This is a genomic window from Methylobacterium carpenticola, assembly GCF_042748905.1.
GTDB classification, from domain to species: domain Bacteria; phylum Pseudomonadota; class Alphaproteobacteria; order Rhizobiales; family Beijerinckiaceae; genus Methylobacterium; species Methylobacterium carpenticola.
The window spans coordinates 969,357-993,161 of record NZ_JBHZEO010000001.1; the positions used below are offsets into that span (position 1 = coordinate 969,357).

Here is a 23,805-nt window from a genome sequence, read left to right on the forward strand (position 1 = left end):
GAGCAGGAACGGTTCGCCCGGCGTCCTTTGCAGGACGCTGGGTTTCTCCGTTGAGAGCTTCGGAAGCGTCTGAGCGCGGCGTCCTGACCGCATCCGCTTCCTTTGCGATTGGGACTGTCAGGACGATTCGCGGGCTGGCCGGGCGCGGGCGGGCCCGGCAGGTCGACGAGAGGTGAGATCGTGGTGATTCAGAAGAACTGGCAAGAGCTGATCAAGCCGAACAAGCTCGAAGTCGTTCCGGGGCACGACCCCAAGCGCGTCGCGACCGTGGTGGCCGAGCCGCTGGAGCGCGGCTTCGGCACGACCCTCGGCAACGCGCTGCGCCGCGTGCTGCTGTCCTCGCTCCAGGGCGCGGCCGTGACCTCGGTGCACATCGACGGCGTGCTGCACGAGTTCTCGTCGATCCCGGGCGTGCGTGAGGACGTCACCGACATCGTCCTCAACATCAAGACCATCGCCATCCGCTCGTCCAGCGACACGCCCAAGCGCATGACGCTGCGCAAGACCGGCCCGGGCCTGGTCACCGCGGGCGACATCAGCACGATCGGCGACATCCAGATCCTCAACCCCGACCTCGTGCTCTGCACGCTGGACGACGGGGCGGAGATCCGCATGGAGTTCACGGTCGCCACCGGCAAGGGCTACGTCCCGGCCGAGCGCAACCGCCCCGAGGACGCCCCGATCGGCCTGATCCCGGTCGACGCGCTGTTCTCGCCGGTCACCAAGGTGTCCTACCGCATCGAGAACACCCGCGAGGGCCAGGATCTCGACAAGGACAAGCTGACCATGACGGTCGAGACCAACGGCGCGGTCTCGCCGGAGGATGCGCTCGCCTACGCGGCCCGCATCATCCAGGATCAGCTTCAGATCTTCGTGAACTTCGAGGAGCCCCGCAAGGAGGAGGCCGCGCCGCTCGCGCCGCAGCTCCCCTTCAACCCGGCTCTGCTCAAGAAGGTGGACGAGCTCGAGCTGTCGGTCCGGTCGGCGAACTGCCTGAAGAACGACAACATCGTCTATATCGGCGACCTGATCCAGAAGACGGAAGCCGAGATGCTGCGCACGCCGAACTTCGGCCGCAAGTCGCTCAACGAGATCAAGGAAGTGCTCGCCGCCATGGGCCTGCACCTCGGCATGGACGTTCCCGGCTGGCCGCCGGAGAACATCGAGGATCTCGCCAAGCGCTTCGAGGAGCACTACTGAGCGAATGGGGAGCGGCGAACGGGGTTCTTCCGGTCGCCGCTCCCTTCGCCCCTCCCGATGGGCCCTGCGGGACCCGTCGGGAGGGGCGAAGGGTGAATCCGGGGCCCCGCCCCGTTCGCCCATCGCCCCTCAGCATTCGCCCGACGAATACCGGCCGGCCCGTGGCACGGCGGCCGAGAATCAAAGGAGACAGCCATGCGTCACGGGTTCCGCGGTCGTCGCTTCAACCGCACGGTCGAGCATCGCAAGGCGATGTTCGCCAACATGTCGGCCGCGCTGATCAAGCACGAGCAGATCGTCACCACGCTGCCGAAGGCCAAGGACCTGCGGCCGGTGGTCGAGAAGCTGATCACCCTCGGCAAGCGCGGCGACCTGCATGCCCGCCGTCAGGCCATCGCGCAGATCCGCGACGAGGCCATGGTGAAGAAGCTGTTCGAGGTGCTCGGCCCGCGCTACCAGGGCCGTCCCGGCGGCTACTGCCGCATCATGAAGGCCGGCTTCCGCTACGGCGACAACGCGCCGATGGCAGTGATCGAGTTCGTGGACCGCGACGTCAACGCGCGCGGCCAGGATTCCGGCCCGACCCAGGCGGCCGCTACCGAGACCGAGGCCGCCTGAGGCGCGAGCCCACCCCATCGACCTTCGCGAAAGGCGGCCCATCGGGCCGCCTTTTTTCGTGATGCGGACCGCGCCTTGGATGGTAGCGCTGGACCTCGCGGGCGCGCTGGGGAAGGGTGGACGCGACGAACCGAGCGATCCCATGCCTCTCCTGACCGACCAATCGCCCGAAACCCTGCGCGCCTCCCACGCCGTCCTGCAGGAGCGCTACGCGGTGCTGAAGGGGCGCGGCCTCAAGCTCGACATGACGCGCGGCAAGCCCGCGCCCGAGCAGCTCGATCTGGCCGAAGGCCTTCTCGCGCTCCCCGGCAACCGCGACCACCTCACCGAAACGGGCGAGGATGCCCGCAACTACGGCGGCATCCAGGGGCTCCCGGAGGTGCGCCGGCTGTTCGCGGGCGTGCTCGGCGCCGCGCCGGAGCAGATCGCGGTCGGCAACAATTCGAGCCTCGCGCTCATGCACGATTGCCTCGTCTACGCCCTGCTCAAGGGCGTTCCGGGTGGCGCCGGGCCCTGGTCGCGGGAGGGGGAGATCCGCTTCCTCTGCCCAATCCCCGGCTACGACCGTCACTTCGCCCTCTGCGAGACCTACGGCATCGTCATGGAGACGGTGCCGATGACCCCGGCCGGCCCCGACATGGCGGTGGTCGAGGATCGCGTCCGCGATCCGCGCGTGAAGGGGATGTGGTGCGTCCCGCAATATTCCAACCCGGGCGGCGAGACCTACGCGGACGAGACGGTGGAGCGCCTCGCCCGGATGGAGACCGGCGCGCCGGACTTCCGGCTGTTCTGGGACAACGCCTACGCGCTGCACCACCTGACCGAACGCCGGCCCGTCCTGCGCAACGTGCTGGAGGCCGCCGCGGAGGCGGGCCATCCGGACCGCCCCTTCGTCTTCGCCTCGACCTCGAAGGTGACGCTGGCGGGAGCCGGGCTCGCCTTCTTCGCCGCCTCGCCGGCCAATCTGCGCTGGTATCTCGCCCAGGCGGGCAAGCGCAGCATCGGGCCGGACAAGCTCAACCAGCTGCGGCACGCCCGCTTCCTCGCGCAGGACGGGGCGCTCGACCGGCTGATGGACAGCCACCGCCGCCTGCTCGCGCCGAAGTTCAAGGCCGTCACTGACACGCTGGAGCGGCAGCTCGGGGGCACGGGCGCGGCCCGCTGGACGACGCCGGAGGGCGGCTACTTCGTCCTGCTGGAGGTGCCGGAGGGCTGCGCCACCCGCGTCGTGGAACTCGCGGCCGGTTGCGGCCTCGCCATGACGCCGGCCGGGGCCACGCATCCCTATGGCCGCGATCCGCATGATCGGACCCTGCGGCTCGCGCCCTCCTATCCGAGCCTGAGCGACGTGGAGGCGGCCGCGGAGGTGATCGCCCTCTGCACGCTCCTCGCCGCCACCGAGGCGCGGATCCGCGCGGCCGAGCACGGCCGCTGAGGACCGGCCCGATCGATCCGGGCGTCCTCGCCGATCGGCGAGGACGCCCTCGGCATCCGCAGACACGCCTCAGCCTGAGGCGTGTCGCGGGTTCCATGGCCCCACCTCGGCGAGGCCGTCTCGGCCGCATCAATCGTCCGGCTGCTCGTACATGATCGCGCCGGTTCGCGGGTCGGCGTAGAATTCCAGCTTGCGCCCGTTCTTGTAGCCTTCGCCCTCCCAGCGCTCGTCGTCGGCCGCGAGCGCGGTGATCGACTCGTAGCCGGCCGCCGAGAGCTTCGCCTTCACCTGCTCGGCCGGCATCCAGTCGGCGCCGGGCCGGCCGGCCGCGAGCGCGAGGCCGGCGCTGCCCGCCGTCAGCGCGGCGGCGAGGGCGAGCGAGGAGAAGCGCATCGATCCGGACTCCCTGTTCGTTCAACCAGGGAGGGAACCGCGAGCCGCCGGCTACGGTTCCGCTTGAGCTTGGCCGGTCGGCGAGTGCTCAGTTCGCGTAGGTGAAGGCGCCGTCGCGCCAGACGTAGAGCACGTAGCCCGGCGCGGTGACGTCGCCCTTCTGATCGAAGCCGACATTGCCGAGCACGAGGTTGAACCGCTCGGCATGCAGCGTGGCGGCGATGGCTTTCGGATCGGTGGACTTGGCGAAGTTCCCGGCCTCGACCAGGGCCTGCATCGCCGCGTAGCCGTAGAGCACGAAGCCGACCGGCTCGATCCCGTCCGCCTGCAGGGCCTTCACGGCGGCGGCGGCCTCCGGCTTGCGGCGCAGGTCCGGGTTGAAGGTCATCAGGACGCCGTTGCTCGCCGCCCCCGCCAGCGTGCCGAACTCCTTGGTGGCGATGCCGGAGGTGCCGAACCATTGCGGCCGGTAGCCGAGTTCCGCGGCGGTGCGCACGAGCTTGCCCATCTCCTGGTAATGGCCGCCGTAATAGACGACCTCGATCCCGGCCGCCTGCAGCCGCTTGATCAGCGCGGCATCGTCCGTCTGGCCGGGCACGATGGCGGCGAACAGGGCCTCGTTCTGGCCGATCTTGTTGAGGTTCGCCTTCGTCGAATCCGCGAGGCTGCGCGAGAGCGGCGTGTCGTCGTAGAGGATGGCGATCTTCTTGTCGCGGAAGCGCTCCGCCAGGATGGTGGCGGAGAGGCGCCCCTGATCATCCTCGCGGCCGGAGACCCGGAAGATGGTGGCGAGGCCACGATCGGTGAGCCGCGCGGCGTTGGAGGCGGGGCTGATCATCACCACGCCGTTCGCCGCGTAGACGTCGGAGGCCGCGAGCGAGGCGCTGGAGCAGACGTGACCGACGACGAGGCGAACCCCCGCCTGCACGAAGCGCTCGGCCACCTCGACCGCCTGGCCCGGCTCGCAGCCGTCGTCCTGCACGCTGAGCACGATCGGCTCGCCCGCGATCCCGCCGCGGCTGTTGGCGTCCTTCATCGCCGCCTGCACGCCCTGCAGCACCTGCTCGCCGATTCCCGCCACCGTGCCGGAGCGCGGTACCGCCACGCCCACCACCACTTCCGCGGAGGCGGGCGCACTGCAGAGCAGCCCGGCGATCACGAGCCACAGGGCCCATGCCCTGCTCCGCGTCATCCTGGCTCCTCTCTGCTCCACGTCATCGTCCTCCGTCAGCGGATGGGACCGGGCCATAGCACGGCCGGCAGCCTCCTGTCCGCCATGCCCTGAGCCCACCATTCTACGCACACGATCTGTCACATCGGCGCCATTGGGTGCGAACCGGGCGCTTTCGCGGCGGGGCCCGATGCGCCAGGATCCCGCCCATCGCGGCGATCGCCGCGAGGCGCTCCGCGGGGACCTCCGCCGCGCCGAGGGAGAACGGAATGACGGCAGGCGCTCTGCTCCGGGTCGCGGTCCTGGATGATTATCAGCAGGCCGCGACGGGCCTTGCCGATTGGGGGAGCCTCGGCCCCGCGGTCGCGATCGATGTGTTCGACGCGCCGGTGCCGCGGGCCGAGGCGGCCGAGCGGCTCGCGCCCTACGCGGTGCTCTGCCTGATGCGCGAGCGCATGCCCCTCGACGCGGAACTGATCGCCGCGCTGCCGAACCTGCGGCTCGTGGTGTTCACCGGCGGGCGCACGCATTCCCTCGACTTCGCGGCGCTCGCGGCCGCCGGCGTCACCGTCTGCCACACCCGCAACGGGGAGGGGGGCGTGGCCACGGCGGAACTCGCCTTCGCCCTCATCCTCGCCTGCCTGCGCCATCTGCCCGCGGAATTCGCCCGGATGCGCGCCGGGCGGTGGCAGGAGAGCATCGGCAGCACCCTCGACGGGCGCACCCTCGGGCTGGTTGGGCTCGGGCGCATCGGCAGCCGCATGGCGCGGATCGGCGCCGCCTTCGGGATGCTGCCGGTGGCCTGGAGCCCGAACCTCACGGAGGAGCGCGCGGCGGCGGGCGGGGCGGCCCTGGTCTCGCGGGAGGATCTCTTCCGCCGCGCCGACGTGATCAGCCTGCATCTCGTCCTCGCGCCCGCGACCCGCGGCATCGTCGGCGCGGCGGAGATCGGGCTGATGCGGCCCGGCTCGGTCCTCATCAACACCGCCCGGGGCCCGCTGGTGGACGAGGCGGCGCTGGTCGCGGCCCTGCGCGAGGACCGGATCACCGCCGGCCTCGACGTCTTCGACCAGGAGCCGCTGCCCGCGGACCACCCGCTGCGGGCGCTGCCCAACGCGGTGCTGACCCCGCATCTCGGCTACGTGACGCACACCACCTACCGGATGTTCTACGAGGACACGGTCGAGGCGATCGCCGCGTGGCGGCGCGGCGCCCCGGTCCGGGTCGTCAGCGGGTGACGCTGTAGATCGAGGCGCCGGCCGCGACCGGCGCCGTCACCGTCGAGAACACGCCGAGCACCTTCTGAACCTCGGTGAAGGGCGCGTTGGAGACGTAGACGAGGTCGCGGTTGCGCATCCGGAAGGCCTGGGCGACGAACAGGCTGTTGGCGTCGCGCATGTTGATCCGGTAGACCACCGGCACCTGCGGGCTGCCGAGGAGCGGGCTGTTCGGGCGCAGGCGGCGCACCACCGAGGCCGGCTCGAAGCGGAACAGGAACACGCCCGCCGGATCGGCCTGGAAGTCGGACAGGCCGCGCGCCTTGGTGAGCGCCTGGGCGAGGGTGATGCCGTCCGCGTTGAACGGGATCTCCGACTGGGCGCCGAGGGCGCCGACCGCCAGGAAGGTCTGCGGGTCGCGCACCAGCGTGACGGTGTCGCCGGGCCGCAGGTAGATGTTCTCGCGCGGGTTCGACACCACGCTGAGCAGCGGCACCGTGGCGGTGGTCTGGCCGCGCGACAGGCGCACGAAGGTCTCGTTCACCGGGGCCGAGACGCCGCCGGCGCTGGCGATCACGTCGAGCAGGCGGTCGCCGCGCTCGGTGAGCGGCACCCGGCCGCCGCCGATGGAGGAGACCGGCCCGCGCAGGGCCGCGGCCGAGAGGCGCGCGCCCCCGCCGGCCGCCGCCGCCTCGCCGAGCACGGTCACGCTCGAACTCAGCGGCGAGGTCACGGTGAGCAGCACCTGCGGCTGGATCGCCTTGCCGGCGAGTTCCTGCTCGATCTGCGCCTGCACGTCCTGGACGCGCTTGCCCGCCACGTGGACCCGGCCCGCATAGGGCACGGTGATCGCGCCGTCGCGGCCGACGATCTGCTCCGGGATGGTCGAGGATTTCGAGCCGGCCGAGAACCGGTCGGCGATGACGGGGCCCGAGAACAGGCCGCCGGAGCCGGCCTCCCAGATCGTCACGGTGACCGCGTCGCCGATGCCGATCACGGGGGCGATCGAGGGGCGGCGGTCGCCGAAGGAGGCGAGCAGGCTGTCGAGGGGCCGGCCGCGCATGGCCTCCACCACGGCCGGATCGACGTCGATGATCTCGTAGCGGGCGAGCAGGCCCTGGTCGGTGGCGACGTCCGCACCCTCGGTCACGGCGCTGGCCGTGGGGCCGGCCGCAGGCAGGAAGTTGCTGCAGCCGGAGAGCAGCAAGGCCCCCAGGACTGCGAGCGGTCCGACGCGCACCATACAGGTCCTCCACACCGAACGCCGCCCGGCCGCTGCCGCGCCGGCGTTCATCGTCCTGGAGGCGCGGGTTCCACGGCGACGCCGCGGCACGACATCCGCGCCCGAACTCACTTGTCAGAGCGGGGCCGTCCGGGGTGGACGATCCCGCGGTCGCGGATCGTGCGGCAGAGCCGCCGTTGCGGCGCTCCGCCGACCGTCAGCCTAGCAGGGAGCGATGCCACAATCGATTTAACAGACCGCTCGACGGGGCTGCCGGCGTGGGAGCCGGCCCGCCTGTTGCCCCGAGCCCACAGCTGGCCGTGCCGGGGCACGGCGAGGCGGCCCGACGGCCGCGCTTGGTCGGGCAGGAATGCGACGCCCATGTGGCGGTCCCGTCCCGGTCCGGGCATTGCGGGGAAAACCACAGGCGGATCATCGTCCTTCCTTGTTCCTGCCGCGATTGCGCAGTTCCTCGCAACCCACGGGGGGTACCGCCGCTCCGCCGTCGTCCTGTTCAAGGACAGCCACCTTTCCTGCGGCTTGCGCCCCTGATTCCGGCGCGGTGTTGCAGGGATGCCATTGCCCTGCGGGGGGTGGCCCTTACCCTGAGTTGCGACGAGGCGTTGCCGCCCCGCCGTCGTGCAAACAGCCCCGAGGTGCGCGCGTGAGAGCTGATCCTGCGAGACACGGTGGAGCCGGATCCACGGGCCGGACGAAGCGCCAGGTCTTCCTCTTCCTGCAGGGCCCGATCTCGCCGTTCTTCGCGGAGATGGCGGACGCGCTGGAAGCGCGCGGTCATCGCTGCCTGCGGGTCAATCTCTGCTTCGGGGATTGGCTGTTCTGGCGCCGCCCCGGCGGCATCGATTTCCGCGGCTCGCGCGAGAAGTGGCCGGCCTTCGTGGCCGATCTGATCGACCGCGAGGGCGTGACGGATCTGGTGCTCCTCGGCGAGCAGCGCTTCTACCACAAGGTCGCGATCGCGGCGGCCAAGGCCCGCGACCTCAACGTGACCGTGACGGATTTCGGCTATCTGCGGCCGGACTGGATCACCTTCGAGCGCGACGGCATGTCGGGCGACAGCTGCTTCCCGCGCGATCCCGAATCCGTGCTGGAACTCGCCCGCGAGGCACCGGAGCCGGACCTGTCGCCGCGCTACCGCGACAGCTTCGTCACCCAGATCATCTGGGACATGGCCTACCACCTGATGAGCAACTGGCTCTGGTGGCTCTATCCCGGCTATCGCTCGCACCAAGTGCATCACCCGGCGCTGGTCTACCTCTTCACCGCGCTCCACATCCTGCGCGCCAAGTTCACCGGGCCGAAGGGCGACCGTCTGGTCGAGGCGCTGCGGGCGGCGGGCACGACCTATTACGTCATGCCCCTGCAGATGGAGAACGACTTCCAGCTGCGGGCCTATTCCCCGTTCTTCGATCTGAAGACGCCGATCCACATGGTGATCCGCTCCTTCGCGGCCCATGCGCCGGCGGGATCGCGGCTGCTGATCAAGATCCACCCGCTCGATCCGAACATCCGCAACTGGCGCCGCATCGTGCGCCGCTCGGCCCTGAAGTGGAACGTCGCCGACCGGGTCGACTACGTCGACGGCGGTCAGCTCGCCACCATGCTGGACGGGGCCCGCGGCGTCGTCACCGTCAACAGCACCGTCGGGATGTGGTCGATGCGGGCGGGCAAGCCCACCATGACGCTCGGCGCCGCCGTCTACGACATCGACGGGCTGACCTATCAGGGCTCCCTCGACCGGTTCTGGACCGAGGGGCAGCCGCCGCGCCGCGACCTGTGGGACGCCTTCATCAAGGCCATCGTGGCCAACATCCAGATCCGCGGCGTGTATTACCGGCGCGAAGGGCTCGCCGCGGCGGTGGAGGCCGGCGCCGCCCGTCTCGATCTCGCGCAGGGGACCTGGCTCGAGGTCCGCAACCGCGCGGCCCGCCGCAAGCGCCAAGCTCCGGTGCTCCAGCCGGAACTCGGCGGGATCGAGGCGATCCAGAACGTCTGAACACGACCTCTTCGGCATGATCGGACCACGAAGCCGGCCCTCACGGGCCGGCTTCGCCGCGTTCGGGGCCCCGCTTCCTCGGCCGGACCGCATTCCGGCTCGGGGACAAGACCGGACGGATTGATATATGTTGATGATTGCTTGCGACTGTGGCCGCCTGCTTTTCTGATTTGTTTCTGTGTAATCAGCAATACTGATGGATTTTACCGTTATGTTGCCGAAAGACGTTCTCGAGATCACAGTTCGGTCGTGAAGCCGCGCCAGCAGGGAGCGTCTGCCAGTGCGGTGGCCGTGTCCGACCGGCTCTCCGCCCCAGAAGCGGACGGGAGGAAGGAGCCGAACGAACCATGGCCGATCTCACCCGCACGGCCGCGCGCGTGGCCGGAACCGTCGCATCGACCGCCCGCGTGCCGATCTGGCTCGCCGGCATCGCCGGAGCCGACAAGTCCTTCTCGAAGAACCCGATCCTCGGCAGCCCGACGCTCAACCGCCTGGGCCTCCACGTGGCGCGCGTGCAACTCGCCGGGCGCATGGCCGAGCATCGTCGCGCCCGGCTCGCCGCCCTGATCGACCTGACCGACCGTGCCGCCTTCGACCGGGACGGCATCGTCATCAAGCGCGACTTCCTGGAGCCCGAGGCGTTCCGGGCGCTGAAGGAGGAGGTCTTCGGGCGGTCCTTCGCGGCCCGCGAGCTGCGCCAGGGGCAGGCCGTCCAGCGGATGGTGCCGCTCGGGCGGGACAACCTGCCGGGGCTGCCCCACCTCGCCGCGCTCACCCGGAACCCGACCCTGCGCGGGCTGACCTGCTACGCCGCATCCCGCTCCGGCGAGCCGGTCACCTATCTGCAGACCGTGCTGGCCGAGCCGGACGGTCCGGACGATCCCCAGACCGCCCTGCACGCCGACACCTTCCACGCGACGACCAAGGGCTGGTTCTTCCTGCACGACGTGGCGGAGGAGGATGGTCCCTTCGTCTATGTGCCGGGATCGCACCGGCTGACGCCGGAGCGCCTCGCCTGGGAGCGGGCGCAGAGCATCGCCGCCCGGGACGCCGCCGACAGCCACCACGCCGCCGGCTCCTTCCGGATCCGCGCGGAGGACCTCGCGGCCCTCGGCTATGGCGCACCGGTCCGGGTGGCGGTGCCGGCCAACACCCTGGTGATCGCCGATACCTTCGGCTTCCACGCCCGGGCGCCGAGCCTGCGGCCGAGCACCCGGGTGACCGTGCACACCTATATCCGGCGCAATCCCTTCCTGCCCTGGACCGGCCTCGATCCCAAGGCGCTCCCGGGCCTGCGCGGACGCGAGCTGTCGCTCTATCTGGGGTTTCAGGACCTCAAGCGGCAGCTGACCGGGCGCGGCGCGCCCTGGCGGCCGGTCGGCCCGGTGGCGATCGACGCGCCGGCGCAGGTCTGACCCCAGGCAGGTCTGACCCCACCCCGGAACGCGGTCAGCCGCGCCGCAGGACGTGCCGCCAGATCAGGGACCACGCCTGCTTCATCACGGCCTCGGGCGTCAGCGTGCGTCGGGCGAGGGCGGGATCGCCCTCCGCCAGCCGGTGGACCAGCACTTCGGGCGGGCAGGGCAGGCCGGTGCGGGGGTCGACGTAGCGCGGATAGGCGATGAGCGCCCCGGCCACCAGCTCGTCGAGGCTGAGCCGCCGGGTCCGGCGGGGGCAGGGCGGGCTCTCGGTCAATCCCCAGCCCGCGTAGAAGGGCAGGCCGTGGGTCGTCACCGGCTTGCCGCGCAGCAGCGCCTCGAAGCCGATCAGCGAGGTCAGCGTCTCCACGTGGTCGGCCGCATCGATCGCATCCGCCGCCGAGACGTCGCGCAGCACCATGTCGGCATGGGCGGCGAGGTCCTTGGGCGGCACCCAGCCGGGGCGCAGGCCCGCCTCCACGTCCGGGTGCGGCTTGAAGGCGATGACGGCGGCCGGATGGCGCTCGCGGGCGCGGCGCAGCAGGTCCGCGTTGGTGCTCACGTCGCGCGTGCCGAGACGGATCGAGGCGTCGTTCTCGACCTGGCCGGCCACCAGCACCACCGGGCCCGGCCGGGGCGGCCGCGGCATCGCCCCGCTGCCGACATTGTACTTGCTGACCCGGGCGGCCACGATCGCCTCGCGCAGGCCGGCGGCGCGGGCGAGCATCGCCTCGTCGAACGCCGCCGTCTGGAGCAGCGTCTCCAGGTCGCTCGGGCGGGTGGCATCGTAATAGACGCCGGTGCGGTCGAGGACGTGCGAGGCGCCCGGCCGCAGGGCGACGCCGAGGCCGATCGAGCGCAGGAATCCGTCCTCCATCCGCAGCAGCGGCAGGCCGGCGGCGCGACAGGATTCCTCGGTGCCCTCCGGCATGCGGCTCGCCCAGGCGACGACCCGTGCGAAGCCCCGTAGGTCCGCGGCGGTGACGCGGGTCGTCGCCTCGGCGATCACCGGACGGTTGCCGGGTGACGCGAAGGTCTCGGCGACGGAGCGGCGCTTCCAGGCGGAGAAGCCGAGGCACAGGGTGCGCGCCGCGTTCTCGCGCTGGCGGCCGACGACGAGCGAGAGGACGTCGAGCGCCTCCTCCAGGCCGCAGGCCTCGCCCGTATAGGGATCGAAGTAGCGCGAGCAGACGATGTAGGCGGCGGCGAAGACCTCTTCCGGGCTGCGCTCATGCGAGCGCCGCGCGAGGTGCAGCCGGTCGTCGGTGAAGCCCCAGCCGGCATAGAAGGGCAGGCCGAAGCAGGTGACCGCGCGGCCCGCCAGGGCCGCCTCGACCCCGATATGGCTCGTGACGACCATGAGCCGCTCGCAGGCGTCCACCACCGACCACGCCGCCACCGGGTCGGCGACGAGGCGGGCGCCGTAGCGCTGCGCGGTCTCGGCATCGATGTGGCCCGCCGTGCCGAGCGGTGCCGAGGGGTCCATCACCACCACGCGCTCGGCGCGGGGATGCTCGGCGGCGGCCGCCGCCAGCATGGCGGTGAAGCAGGTCGCCCCGGCGAGCCCGAAGCCGATCGTCGGATCGGTGCGGGCCTGATCGACGATCGCCACGCGCCGGATCCCCGGCTCGGCCGGGCCGACGATCTCGGCGAGGGGGCGTCGGCGCGGGTCGTTGTCGAGGCTCAGGGCCTCGGCGCGCAGACGGGCGATGCCGGCGCGCGCCCGGGCCAGGATCTCCGGGGTCTCCCAGCCGCCCTCCTCGAGCATGATCTCGAGTTCGCTCGGGGCGGTGGCGTCGTAGTAGATGCCGAGCCCGTCCACGATGTAGCTGAGATCGCGCACGCCCTTGGCCTCGGGCAGGCGCAGGAAGCCCTCGTCCCACCGGTCCGTCAGCCGCACGCGCCGCGACATCGGATCGCTGCCCAGCCGCCGCGAGCGTCCCGGTGTCGGAGCCTCGCTCTCGGATGCCGTCCGGGGCCAGAACCGCTTGAGCTTGCCGTGATCCATCCGCTACTCGTCTCGGGCGGGTCGTTGCTCGCCGCGGTTTCAGCGCCCGTTCCATATCGGCATGACGGCGTCAAGCGCGGCCGTGGCTCCGAGCGCAGCGCGCGGTCCTTCCGGTGTCCCGGCGGGGCGGCTATAGGCGGGACCGCCGGGCGGGCCGCGCCCGTTCCGAAGGAGGAGCCGGATGCCCGTCATCCTGATCACCGGCGCGTCGAGCGGGATCGGCGCCGCCCTCGCGCAGCATTACGCGGCGCCCGGGACGCTGCTCGCCCTCAATGCCCGGGGTGCGGATCGCCTGGAGGCGGTGGCGGCCGCGTGCCGGCAGGCTGGCGCCGAGGTCGAGGCCCGCAGCCTCGACGTGCGGGACCGCCCGGCCATGGCGGCCTGGATCGACGATCTCGCCGCGCGAAGCGGCCTCGATCTCGTCATCGCCAATGCGGGGGTGAATGGCGGTCACCCGCAGGGGGGCGTCGAGACGGCGGAGACGGCCCATCTCGTCCTCGACGTGAACCTGATGGGGGCACTCAACGTCGCGCTGCCGAGCCTCGCCCGGATGGAGGCGGCCGGCCGCGGCCAGGTGGCGCTGATCTCCTCGCTCGCCGCCTTCGCGCCCCTGCCCGACGCCCCGGCCTATAGCGGCACCAAGGCGGCCCTTCTCGCCCACGGCCTCGCCCTGCGCGAGAAGCTGGCGCCGAAGGGCGTGCGGGTGAACGTGGTCTGCCCGGGCTACGTGAAGACCGCGATGGGGGCCGATTATCAGGGCTGGCGGCCGCTCGAGATGAGCGCCGAGGCGGCGGCGCGACGGATCGCCAAGGGACTCGCCCGCGACGAGGGCGTGATCGCCTTCCCGGCGGCGCTCGCCGCCGCGGCCCGCGGCGCCGCGCTCCTGCCGGAATCCCTGCGTCGCCTCGGGATGCGCGGCTTCAGCTTCCGGATGGGAGAGCGCCAGCAGCGCTGAGACACCATGAGCCTGCGCATCGCCCTGTTCACCCTGGAAGCCCTGCCCAACGCCCGCGCGGTGCGCCGTTTCGTGGCGGACCACGCCGCGGAGATCGCCGTCGTGGGCCTGTCCGATCCCGAGCGGCCGAGCGTCGGCGGGTTGATCGGCCAGGTCCGCCGCCATCTCCTGCGCTCGGGGCCGGGCATCCTGCCCTATCTGGCGGTGAATTTCGGCTTGCCGGACCTGCTGCGGGGCCTGGCGCCGGTCACCCAGCGGATCGGTGGCCTCGGCGACGTGGCGGAGGCGACCCCGTTGCGGAATCTCTGCACCCGACTCGGGCTGCCGCATGCGGTGATCCGGGACGTGAACGCGCCCGAGACGACGGCTCTGCTCGCCGAGCACCGCGCCGACCTGATCGTCTCGTTCCACTTCGACCAGATCTTCGACGCGGCGACGCTCGCGGCGGTGCCGCTCGGCGGCCTCAACGTGCATCCTTCGCTGCTGCCGCGCTTCCGGGGACCGGTGCCCACCTTCCACGCGCTGCTCGACGAGACGCCGGCCTTCGGCGTGACGGTGCACCGCCTCGCCCCGGCGATCGATGCCGGCGGAATCCTGGCGCAGGAGACGGTGGCGCTGCCCGGCGACGTCACCGCCTCGCGCGCGGCCGTGCGGCTGCACGAGGCCGGTCGGCCGCTGCTCGACGGCGTGCTGGCGGAGGTGCGCCGGGACGGCCGGATGCCGGCGGGGCGCGTCCTGCCGGTCCTGCCCTATTGCGGCTTTCCCTCGCGCGCGGAGCTGCGCGAGCTGAAGCGCCGGGGGCGGCGCCTGGTGGATGCCGAGGATCTGCGGGAAGCCCTGAGCTTGTCCGCGCGGCGATGAGGTGGTGCGCAGGCTGGCTGCATCCCGAGGCCGGCACTGGTCCTTCGCGGCCCCGACCCCGATCAACCAAGCTTCCACCGCTTTCCCGGGCGCACGCTGCGCGAGCGGAAGGCGACCCGGGATCCAGCACGAGACGTCGCGAAGCGACCGCTTTACTCGACGGCGCTGAAGATTGAGTCGCTTTGCGGCGAATCCTCATGCGGGATCCCGGATCTCCTTCCGCTGACGCTCCAGTCATACGGTTTCCGGATGATCGCTTCGCGATGCGGAAACCGGCCTCGCTCAGACGCCGCGCGGGCTCGTGATACGGTTTCCGAAAGTGATCGTCCGGAAACCGTATCATCAGGGGAGGGTGATCCGGGAACAGGCCCCTCTATCAGGACCGCCGGGCCATCAGCCGCTCGACCAGCGAGCCGCCGCGGTTCAACTCCTCGGCCTCCTCCGCCAGGACGGCGACCGTGGTGCGGATCTGCTCGGGCGTGTGCTCCGAGGTCAGGAAGAAGCGCAGGCGCGAGGACCGCTCCGGCACCGCCGGATGGATGATCGGCTGCACGTTGATGCCGCGCTTGAACAGCCGGTCCGACAGGGTCACGGCCTTGAGCGAGTCGCCGATGATCACCGGGACCACCGCGAGGCCGAGGCTGAAGCCGGTGTCGAGGCCGCGGGCGCGGGCCTCCGCCAGGAACAGGTTGCCGTTGCGGCGCAGGCGCTCCACCCGCTCGGGCTCGCGCCGCATCACCGCCAGCGAGGCGGTGGCCGCGGCGGCCAGCGGCGGCGACAGGCCGACCGAGTAGACGAAGCCGCCCGCGGTGCATTTCAGATATTCGACCAGGGGCGCGCAGCCCGCCACGTAGCCGCCGCAGGACGAGAGCGTCTTCGAGAGCGTGCCCATCCAGATGTCGACGGCGCGCGGGTCGACGTCGCAATGCTCGTGCAGGCCGTGGCCGTCCCGGCCCAGCACGCCGAGGCCGTGGGCGTCGTCCACCATCAGCCACGCGCCGTAGCGCTCCTTGAGCGCGACGAAGCCGGCGAGGTCGGGGGCGTCCCCGTCCATGCTGTAGAGGCCCTCGATGATGATCAGGGCGCGGCGGTGCTCGTGGCGCGTCGCGTGCAGCAGGGCTTCGAGCGCGGCGATGTCGTTGTGCGCGAAGCTGCGGCGCTGGGCGCCCGAGAGCTGCGCGCCGGTCACCACGCTGTTGTGGATCAGGGCGTCGTGATAGATCACGTCGCCCGGCTCCATCAGGGCGGCGATGGTCGCGACGTTGGTGGCGTGCCCGCTCACCATCGCCACGCAGGCCTCCGTGCCGTAATGCGCCGCGAGCGCGCGCTCGAGGGCGAGATGGCCCGGGCGCTCGCCCGCCACCACCCGGCTCGCCGAGGCGGAGGTGCCGAAGGCCGCGAGGGCTTCCTGGGCCGCCCCGCTCACCTCCGGATGCCCGTTGAGCCCGAGATAATCATAGGACGAGAAGTTGATCAGCGTCTCGCCGTCGATGCGGGTCGTCGCGCCGGCCTTGGCGTCGTGGACGCGGAAGAACGGGTTGCCGAGGCCGATCAGGTCGGCGGCGGAGCGCTGGAGCTTCAGCTCCTTGTAGCCGGGCAGGGTCTCGAAATCCTGCGCGGGCACCAGGGCGGGCTTCGGTGCGGGGCGGGCGGGCGCCGGGCGCGCCGGGGCCTTGCCGAGGCGGGCCGCCACGAAGCCGGCCAGGGCCTCGCGTCCGCCGGAGGGTTTGGTGGAACCGGTCATGCTCTCAGCGTCCGTCCGTGAAGGATCCCGCCTTCTGCGGGACGAGTGCGGCGAGATCAGGGATAGGCCGGCGCGGGGTGAGCCGCGCCGGCCGGGCGATCACAGGATCACCTTGATCTCGCGGCTCTTCTCCTCGACGAGCGCCTGGATCGGATCGAGCTGGCTCGCATCCAGGCTCTCGCCCATGTGGCGCTGGGCGAGGCTGAGGGCCGTCGCCGAGGCCTCGTCGATCGGCGCCGCCACCGACTGGATCAGGGTGTCGGCGAGTTCGTTGATGGTCTGCCCGCTCGACACGCCCGCGGGCGGCGCTTCGAGCCCGAAACGCTCCTGCAGGCTGGCGCCGAGTTCGACGCCCATCAGCGAGTCGAGGCCGATCTCCGAGAGCTGCCGTACCCGGCTGAGGTCGTCCTTCGGCAGCCGCAGGATGCGCGCGACATCCTCCACGATCGCGTCCGCCACCACCTTGCGCACCTCGTCCACGTCGAGGCTGCGCAGCAGGGACGGGATGCTGATCGCGGTGACGCCGCCGGTCTCCGCCTGCTGCTCCGACCCGAGGGCCGCGTAGCTCGGTGCCTTGAGCGTCGCGAGACGCTCGCGGGCCTTGCCCCAATGCATGGCGGCGATCGCCACCACGGCATCGTCCGGAGCCGGGCCCTGGAGCCCCAGCGCCTCGGCCATCAGGTCGAGGGACTTGCGCGCCTCCACCGGGGTGACGCCGACGCGCTCCGACAGGGTCTCCATCACGGCGCGGTTGCGGGCGAGCACACCGACATCGCCGATCGCGCCCCAGGCGACGGCCAGGGCCGGGAGGCCGAGGCGGCGGCGCTGGCGGGCGAGGCCCTCCATGAAGCCGTTCGCCGCCACATAGGCGCCCTGGCCGGGATTGCCGATGAAGGTCGTGGCCGAGGAGAACAGCACGAAGTAGTCGAGGTTGCGCGTGCGGGTGAGGGCGTCGAGGTGGCACGCCCCCGTCACCTTCGGCGCCAGCACCGTCTCCAGGGCCGCCTGATCCAGGTTGGCGATGAGGCCGTCCTGGAGGACCATGGCGCCGTGGATGATGCCGGCGAGCGCCGGCCCCTCCGCCTCCACCGTGTCGAGCAGGCGGGCGACCGCCTCCCGGTTCGTGGTGTCGCAGGAGGCGACGCGCACGGTCACCCCGCGCTCGGTCAGGGCGGCGATGGTCGAGAGCGCCGCCTCGCCCGACGGGGCCTTGCGGCCGACGAGCACGATGTGCTTGGCGCCGCGGTCGGCGAGCCAGCGCGCCGCCTCGATGCCGAAGCCGCCGAGGCCGCCGGTGACGAGGTGGCTGCGGTCGGGCGCCACCGTGAAGGGCCGCCGGACCTCGGCCGGGATCGTGCCGGGCTTGGGCGGCGCGATCACGATCTTACCGATATGCCCTGATTGCTGCATCAGGCGGAAGGCGTCCGACACCTCCTCGGCCGCGAAGGGCTGGTAGGGCAGGGCCTTGAGGGCCCCGTCCGCGAACAAAGCCATCACCTCGCGGAACAGCCGCTGGCCCTCTTCCGGCTGGAACTGGAGCAGCTGGTCGAGATCGACCCCGAAATAGGACAGGTTGCGGCGGAACGGACGCAGGCCGATATGGGTGTTGGCCACGTAGTCCCGCTTGCCGAGTTCGACGAAGCGGCCGAACGGCTTGAGGACGTTGAGGCTGCGCTCCATCGCCTCGCCCGAGAGGCTGTTGAGCACCACGTCGACCCCGTCGCCGGTGATGCGGCGGATGTCGTCCACGAAGGCGAGCGAGCGGGAATCGAGCACGTGCTCGGCCCCGAGCGCCTTCACGAGGGCGCGCTTCTCGGTGGAGCCCGCGGTGGCGATCACCCGGGCGCCGCGCATGGCGGCGATCTGCAGGGCCGCGAGGCCGACGCCGCCCGCGCCGCCATGGACCAGCACCCACTCGCCCGCCTTGAGATGGGCCAGGGTGACGAGGCCGTAATAGGCGGTGAGGAAGGCGACCGGCGTGGTCGCGGCGGCCTGGAGGCTGATGCCCTTCGGCGCCCGCGCCACCACCATCTCCGGCACGATGACGTGGGTGGCGAAGCCCGATTGCGCGAAGGCCACCACCGGATCACCCGGGGCGACCGCGGTCACGCCCGGACCCACCGCGGCGACGCGGCCCGAGCATTCGAGGCCGAGCCGGGGGCCGGCGAAGCCGTCCTCCAGGATCTCCTCGGGCAGCATCGAGAGCGCCCACAGCACGTCGCGGAAATTCAGGCCCGTCGCCTCGACGGCGATCTCGACCTGGCCGGGGCCGGGCGCCACGCGCTCGGCCGGTCCCCAGCGCATCTCGTTGAGGCCGCCGACGGCGCTGCGCTCCAGGCGGGCGGCCGGGGCCGCCTGCATCTCGGCGCCCGCGAGCGGGCCGGCCGAGCCGGGCGAGAACCGCACCACGCGGGTGCGGTCCTCGTCCAGCACGATCTCGGTCTCGGCGGTGCCCGAGAGGACGAGGTCGCGCAGGCGCTCCGCGGTGCGCTTGGAGGTGAGGGCCGGCGAGAGGTCGATCCGGCGCACGTCGAGGCTCGCCACCTCGTTGGCGAGGGTGCGGGTGAAGGCCCAGACGCCGGTCTCGACGCTGCCCTCCGGGCCGCCGCGGTCGCGGGTGGCGCCGGGGCAGACGACCCACAGACGGGTCGGCCGCGTGCCGAGATGCTCGACGCAGCGCTTCAGCCCGAGGCAGCGCTCGCGCAGCCGCGCGGCCGGGTCGCCGCCGCGGGCGAAGGCCCCCGCGAGGTAGACCACCGTGTCGGGGGTCTCCCGCTCCAGCTCGCGCAGCGACGCCTCGGAATCGAGGATGATCGACACGTGCACGCCGCTCGCGACGAGGAGCGTCGCCAGGGAGGAGGCGGTTTCGGCCGCGAACTCGTCGTCCGAGCCGATGATGAAGGCGAAGGTCTGGCCCGGCGCCGGCTTCGGCCGGGGCGGCGCCTCGGCGAGCAGCAGGAGGTCGTTGCCGGCCTCCGTGGCGGCCCGGTCCGCCGCGACCTTCACGAGGCCGGCGGCCGAGAGCGTCCGCTGCCAGCCCGCGACGTCGTCGAGGCGCCCGACCGGCAGGCTCGCCTCGCCCTCGAACCAGCCCGGGGTGAGCCCGAAGACGAGATCGCGGAACAGGGAGGCGGCCGGCTCGACCGCCGCGAACAGGCCGCCGGTGGCGAGGCTCGCGGCGAGGCGGCCGAGCAGGTCGCGATCGCTGCGGTGGAGGATGTCGCTTGCCAGCACCGCGTCGACGCTCGCCGGGGCGAGGTCGCCCGCATCCTCGATCACGGTGACGCCCGCGGGCAGGGCGAGGCGCGCGCGCTCGGCGAGGCGGCGATCCGCCTCGAAGATGGCGAGCTTGGCTTCGCTCGCCGCCGCGAAGGCCGCGACCTGCGCGGAGAGCGGGCCGTAGCCGATCTGCAGCAGGCGCAGGGCTCGGTCGCGCGGCAGCGCCGAGCGGCTGCGCTCCAGGAGGCGCATCAGCGTGGCGGCCGAGGCGCGCACCGTGGCGCCGCGCAGGGTGAAGCCGTCGAGGGCCGCCTGCGGCAGCGTCGGCGCCTGCGTCAGCGTGCCGGCGAGGAGACGGCCGACCACCGCGCCGAGATCCGCGCAGAGCAGCAGCTCCGCCGAGAGGTCGGGATGGTCCGCCGCGATCCAGCGCATGATCTCGTCGGGATCGGGCAGGGTCACGTCGGTGCGCAGCCGCCAGCGGCCCTCGGCCACGGCCTCGGCGAGGCCGCTGCCTTCGAGGGCGATGAGCTGGTTGACGAACCACGCCCGCATCGCCGCCGGCACCTGAGCGGTGGCGCCGACATCGATCGCGCCGCCGCGGGACAGGCCGCGGGCGAGCCGGTAGGCCAGGGCCGTGGCCCAGCCTTCGAGCAGCATGTGGCCGGGCGCGAGCACGGCCTCGCCCTGGGCGATGACGCCCGGCGCCTGCCGCCGCACGGTGGCGGCCACGGAGGGCTGCGGCTCCAGCGGGATCGCGGCCGGCTCGGTGGCGAGCTCCGTCGACTGGCGGATCAGGTAGGCGTCGAGGTCGCCGCCGCTCTTGCCGCGCAGGGCCTGGAAGCGGCCGTCGCGCAGGGTGGCGATCACCGCGCCCTCGGCATCCACCAGGGTGAAGTCGGCCAGGATGCTGCGCTCGTTGCAGCGCAGGGTCCGGATCTGCGCGCGGGCGATGGCGGCGCCGGGCTTGATCAGCCGCACCTCGCCGAAGCGCACCGGCACGTAGGCCTTGGTGGCGCTCTCGCCGAGGAGGTCGGCGAAGAGCAGGATCAGGCCGTGGAAGCACGAGTCGAGGCGCGACGGCACCAGGCCGAAGCGGGGATTGGCCTCCGCCGGCAGCAGCTCCGAGACGATCGTCGTCTCGTCGATCCGCGCGCTGCGCGCCACCTGCCGGAAGCTCGGGCCGAAGCCGAGGCCGGAGCGCAGGGCGCGCTGGTAGAGTTCCTCGCCCTCGATCACCTGCTCGTCCGGGAGCGCGACCGCCACCGGCGCCGGGGCCGGCCGCTCGCCCTCCACGATCTTGGCCACCGCGTGGAGCTGCCACGCGGCCTGCGCGAGGCGCGGCCGGGAGAGGATCTGCACCTGGTTGACGCCCGGCGCGACCCGCGCCTGGACCTCGCGCAGGGCCTCCTCCGAGAAGATCATCGGCTGCTGGATCTCGACATCCGCCAGCGTGACGGTGTCCGAGCCCAGATGCTCGCGGGCGACCGCGAGCGCCATCTCCACGAAGGCGGCCCCCGGCAGGATCGCCTGCCCGTCGATGCGGTGATCGTCGAGATCCGGGCTGGTGGCGATGTCGAGATGCGACTGCCACTCCAGGCCGCCCGCGAACAGGCGGGTGCCGATCAGCGGGTGGTAGGGGCGCGGGCTCGCGGGGCTCAGCACCTCGGTCGTCTCGGCGAGACGGAAGGGCTTGCGCTGCCAGGGATAGGTGGGCAGCGCCACCGCGCCGGCCGGCTCGGGCCCGAAGGCCACGGCCTCGTCCACCGCCGCGCCCTGCACGAGGGCGCTCGCCAGCGCCTGCAGGAAGGGATCACGGTCGGTCGGCTTCTTCTGCAGCACGCCGACCGTCGCGCCGTCGATGCCGAGCGGCTCCAGGCAGTCGCCGATATGCGGCAGCAGGGTCGGGCGGGGCCCGACTTCCACGAAGACCCGGGCGCCGGCCTTGGCGGCGGCCTGCACCGCCTCGCTGAACCGCACCGGTTCGCGGATGTTGCGCCACCAGTAGCCGGCGTCGAAGCGCTCGCCCGGCAGGACGTCGCCCGTCACCGTCGAGGCGAGCGGAACCGTGCCGGCGGAGGGGGCGAGGCCCTTGAGGTCGCGCAGGAGCGGGACCTCGATCGGGTCCATCAGGCGTCCGTGGAACGCGTAGTCGAGGTCGAGCTTGCGCCCGCGGCGGCGCTTGCGCGCGAAGGCCTTCATGGCGGCCTCGACCGACTCGACCGGGCCCGCAACCGTGACGGCCTTGGGGCTGTTCAGCGCCGCGATGTCGAGATCCGGGTAATCGGCGAGGAAGGCCTCGACCTCCTCGACCGGCGCGAGCAGCACCGCCATGGTGCCGAGGCCGCGCGTGCTCTCCTGATGCTTCGAGCGGTTGAAGATCACCCGGACGGCCTGTTCGAGGCTCAGGATCCCGGCGCCTTCCGCCGCCGCGATCTCGCCCACCGAGTGGCCGAGGATGAGGTCGGGCGTCAGGCCGACGGCGCGCAGGGCCGCCGTGGAGGCGCTCTGGATCGCGAAGATCAGCGGCTGCGACACGCTGGTGAGCGCGAGGCGCTGGTCGAGATCCTCGGCGAACAGGGCTTCCTTCAGCGACCAGCCCGAGAGCGGCCGGAACAGGGCGTCCACCGCGTCGAAGCGGGCGGCGAAGACCGCGCTCGTCGCATAGGCGTCCCGGCCCATGCCGGCCCACTGGCTGCCGTTGCCCGAATAGACGAAGGCGACCGGGCCGGCCCGCTCGACGGCGGTGCCGAGGGCCGCCGCCGGCGGCTCCTCCGCGGCGGCGACGGCGCGCAGGGTCTCGGCCATAGCGGCCGCGTCGGTCAGCGGGATGGCGAGGCGCGCGGGCAGGCGCTCGCGGCGATGGGCGACGGCGGCGGCGAGGCGCGCGAGATCCTCCGTTCCGGCGCCCTCCAGCCGGTCCGCATAGGTCTCGGCGAGCTCGTTGAGGGCGGCGCGGGTCTGGGCCGAGACCAGCAGCACCTCCGGCACCGGCGCGGGCTTCGCCGCCGCGGCGGGCTTCGCCGCAGCCTTCGGGTCGGTGAGGATGACGTGGGCGTTGGTGCCGCCGAAGCCGAAGGAGTTCACGCCCGCGAAGCGCTCGCCCTTGGTGCGGGGCAGGGGCCGCGCGGCCGTGTTGACCGCGAGGTTCAGCTCGTCGAAGCGGATGTTCGGGTTCAGCTCCTCGCAATGCAGCGAGGGCGGCAGCAGGTCGTGCTCGAGGGCGAGGCTCGCCTTGAGCAGGCCGGCGAGGCCGGAGACCGGCTCGGTATGGCCGATATTGGTCTTGATCGAGCCGATCGGCAGCGGCGTCGAGCGGGCCCGGCCGACCTTGGCGCCGATGGCGCCGGCCTCGATCGGATCGCCCACCGGCGTGCCGGTGCCGTGGGCCTCCATGAAGGCGATGGCGTCGTGGGCGATGCCCGCCTCGCGGTAGATCTCCTCCAGGAGCACGCCCTGGGCGTAGCCGGAGGGTAGCGAGATGCCGGTGGTGCGCCCGTCCGAGTTGACCTTGGAGGCGGCGATGACGCTGCGCACGGCAGCACCCGCCCGTGCGGCGGCCTCGGCCGATTGCAGCACCAGGACGACGCCGCCCTCGGAGCGCACGTAGCCGTCGGCCTTCGCGGAGAAGGCCTGGCACAGCCCGGTGCGCGAGAGCATCGAGGCGTTGGAGAAGGAGATGAAGTTGAACGGGCTGGCGAGCAGGTTCACGCCCGCGACCACCGCCGTGTCGATCCGGCCCGAGGCGATCGCCGCCACGGCGGCGTCGAGGGCGACGAGCGACGACGAGCAGGCGGTGTCGAGGGTGAAGCTCGGCCCCTTCAGGTCGAAGATGTAGGAGATGCGGTTGGAGAGGATCGACAGGGTGTTGCCGGTCGCCGCGTAGGCGTCGCCGGAGGCCACGTCGAGCACCCGCAGGTTGCCGTAATCGAGCGAGGAGGCGCCCACGAACACGCCGACCTCGGTGCCCGCGACCGCGGAGGGACGCAGGCCCGCATCCTCCAGCGCCTCCCAGGTCAGTTCCAGCAGCATGCGCTGCTGCGGGTCCATCTGCTCCGCCTCGCGGGGCGAGATGCCGAACACGGTCGGATCGAAGGACCAGATGTCGTCGAGGACGCCCGCGGCCCAGGTGTAACTCTTCCCGCGCTCCTGCGCCCGGGGATGGCCGAGCCGTTCCAGCGACCAGCGGTCCTCCGGAATCCGCGAGACGGCGCAGCGTCCCTCCACCAGGAGCTGCCAGAGGCCGTCGATGCCCGTTGCACCCGGAAGCCGGCAGGCCCGACCGATGATCGCGATGTCAGGACGATGTCTCACGTTCGGTACGCAC

The 23,805-nt window shown here is 72.2% G+C and carries 14 protein-coding genes; 8 read left to right on the plus strand and 6 right to left on the minus strand.

Going from position 1 to position 23,805, the window contains the following annotated elements; all coding sequences use genetic code 11:
* Positions 1-180 precede the first annotated feature (180 nt).
* From ACE101_RS04655 to ACE101_RS04665, 3 genes are all read left to right on the plus strand, one after another.
* Positions 181-1,200 carry a DNA-directed RNA polymerase subunit alpha gene (locus ACE101_RS04655; protein ID WP_379126393.1) on the plus strand — a complete coding sequence of 340 codons (1,020 nt, stop codon included), beginning with the start codon at positions 181-183 and terminating at the stop codon, positions 1,198-1,200.
* Between the two features lie 195 nt (positions 1,201-1,395).
* Positions 1,396-1,818: a 50S ribosomal protein L17 gene (rplQ, locus tag ACE101_RS04660; protein ID WP_379126394.1), complete on the plus strand. Its 423-nt coding sequence runs from the start codon at positions 1,396-1,398 to the stop codon at positions 1,816-1,818.
* 142 nt (positions 1,819-1,960) lie between these two features.
* Entirely contained in the window at positions 1,961-3,253 is a 1,293-nt protein-coding gene (locus tag ACE101_RS04665; RefSeq protein WP_379126395.1) for an aspartate aminotransferase type Ic, read from the plus strand.
* Positions 3,254-3,382: 129 nt separating this feature from the next.
* Here the strand turns inward: ACE101_RS04665 and ACE101_RS04670 are convergent, their stop codons facing one another.
* The gene (locus tag ACE101_RS04670) at positions 3,383-3,646 is read right to left on the minus strand and encodes a PepSY domain-containing protein (RefSeq protein WP_379126396.1); all 264 of its coding nucleotides are present in this window, start codon (positions 3,644-3,646) and stop codon (positions 3,383-3,385) included.
* Positions 3,647-3,734: 88 nt separating this feature from the next.
* Positions 3,735-4,838 (minus strand): branched-chain amino acid ABC transporter substrate-binding protein, encoded by a 1,104-nt coding sequence (locus ACE101_RS04675; RefSeq protein WP_379126397.1) that lies wholly within the window; start codon positions 4,836-4,838, stop codon positions 3,735-3,737.
* 248 nt (positions 4,839-5,086) lie between these two features.
* Between ACE101_RS04675 and ACE101_RS04680 the strand changes: the two genes are divergently transcribed.
* Positions 5,087-6,055: a D-2-hydroxyacid dehydrogenase family protein gene (locus tag ACE101_RS04680; protein WP_379126398.1), complete on the plus strand. Its 969-nt coding sequence runs from the start codon at positions 5,087-5,089 to the stop codon at positions 6,053-6,055.
* Here ACE101_RS04680 and ACE101_RS04685 read toward each other — a convergent pair.
* Positions 6,045-7,277: a polysaccharide biosynthesis/export family protein gene (locus ACE101_RS04685; protein WP_379126399.1), complete on the minus strand. Its 1,233-nt coding sequence runs from the start codon at positions 7,275-7,277 to the stop codon at positions 6,045-6,047. The genes ACE101_RS04680 and ACE101_RS04685 overlap by 11 nt on opposite strands.
* A 643-nt stretch (positions 7,278-7,920) precedes the next feature.
* Here ACE101_RS04685 and ACE101_RS04690 point away from each other — a divergent pair.
* A complete protein-coding gene (locus tag ACE101_RS04690; protein ID WP_379126400.1) occupies positions 7,921-9,273 on the plus strand; it encodes a capsule polysaccharide biogenesis protein in 1,353 nt (450 codons plus the stop codon).
* 347 nt (positions 9,274-9,620) lie between these two features.
* Positions 9,621-10,688 carry a phytanoyl-CoA dioxygenase family protein gene (locus ACE101_RS04695; RefSeq protein WP_379126401.1) on the plus strand — a complete coding sequence of 356 codons (1,068 nt, stop codon included), beginning with the start codon at positions 9,621-9,623 and terminating at the stop codon, positions 10,686-10,688.
* Positions 10,689-10,722: 34 nt separating this feature from the next.
* Here ACE101_RS04695 and ACE101_RS04700 read toward each other — a convergent pair whose 3' ends face one another.
* Positions 10,723-12,699: a capsule polysaccharide biogenesis protein gene (locus ACE101_RS04700; RefSeq protein WP_379126402.1), complete on the minus strand. Its 1,977-nt coding sequence runs from the start codon at positions 12,697-12,699 to the stop codon at positions 10,723-10,725.
* A gap of 181 nt (positions 12,700-12,880) precedes the next feature.
* Between ACE101_RS04700 and ACE101_RS04705 the strand changes: the two genes are divergently transcribed.
* Together ACE101_RS04705 and ACE101_RS04710 are read left to right on the plus strand one after the other, a co-directional pair.
* Positions 12,881-13,654: an SDR family NAD(P)-dependent oxidoreductase gene (locus ACE101_RS04705; RefSeq protein WP_379126403.1), complete on the plus strand. Its 774-nt coding sequence runs from the start codon at positions 12,881-12,883 to the stop codon at positions 13,652-13,654.
* A 6-nt stretch (positions 13,655-13,660) separates the two neighbouring features.
* A complete protein-coding gene (locus ACE101_RS04710) occupies positions 13,661-14,515 on the plus strand; it encodes a formyltransferase family protein (protein ID WP_379126404.1) in 855 nt (284 codons plus the stop codon).
* A gap of 376 nt (positions 14,516-14,891) precedes the next feature.
* Here the strand turns inward: ACE101_RS04710 and ACE101_RS04715 are convergent, their stop codons facing one another.
* Both ACE101_RS04715 and ACE101_RS04720 read right to left on the minus strand, forming a co-directional pair.
* Positions 14,892-16,259 (minus strand): aminotransferase class I/II-fold pyridoxal phosphate-dependent enzyme, encoded by a 1,368-nt coding sequence (locus tag ACE101_RS04715; protein WP_379126405.1) that lies wholly within the window; start codon positions 16,257-16,259, stop codon positions 14,892-14,894.
* Between the two features lie 99 nt (positions 16,260-16,358).
* Positions 16,359-23,792 carry an SDR family NAD(P)-dependent oxidoreductase gene (locus ACE101_RS04720; RefSeq protein ID WP_379126406.1) on the minus strand — a complete coding sequence of 2,478 codons (7,434 nt, stop codon included), beginning with the start codon at positions 23,790-23,792 and terminating at the stop codon, positions 16,359-16,361.
* Positions 23,793-23,805 lie beyond the last annotated feature (13 nt).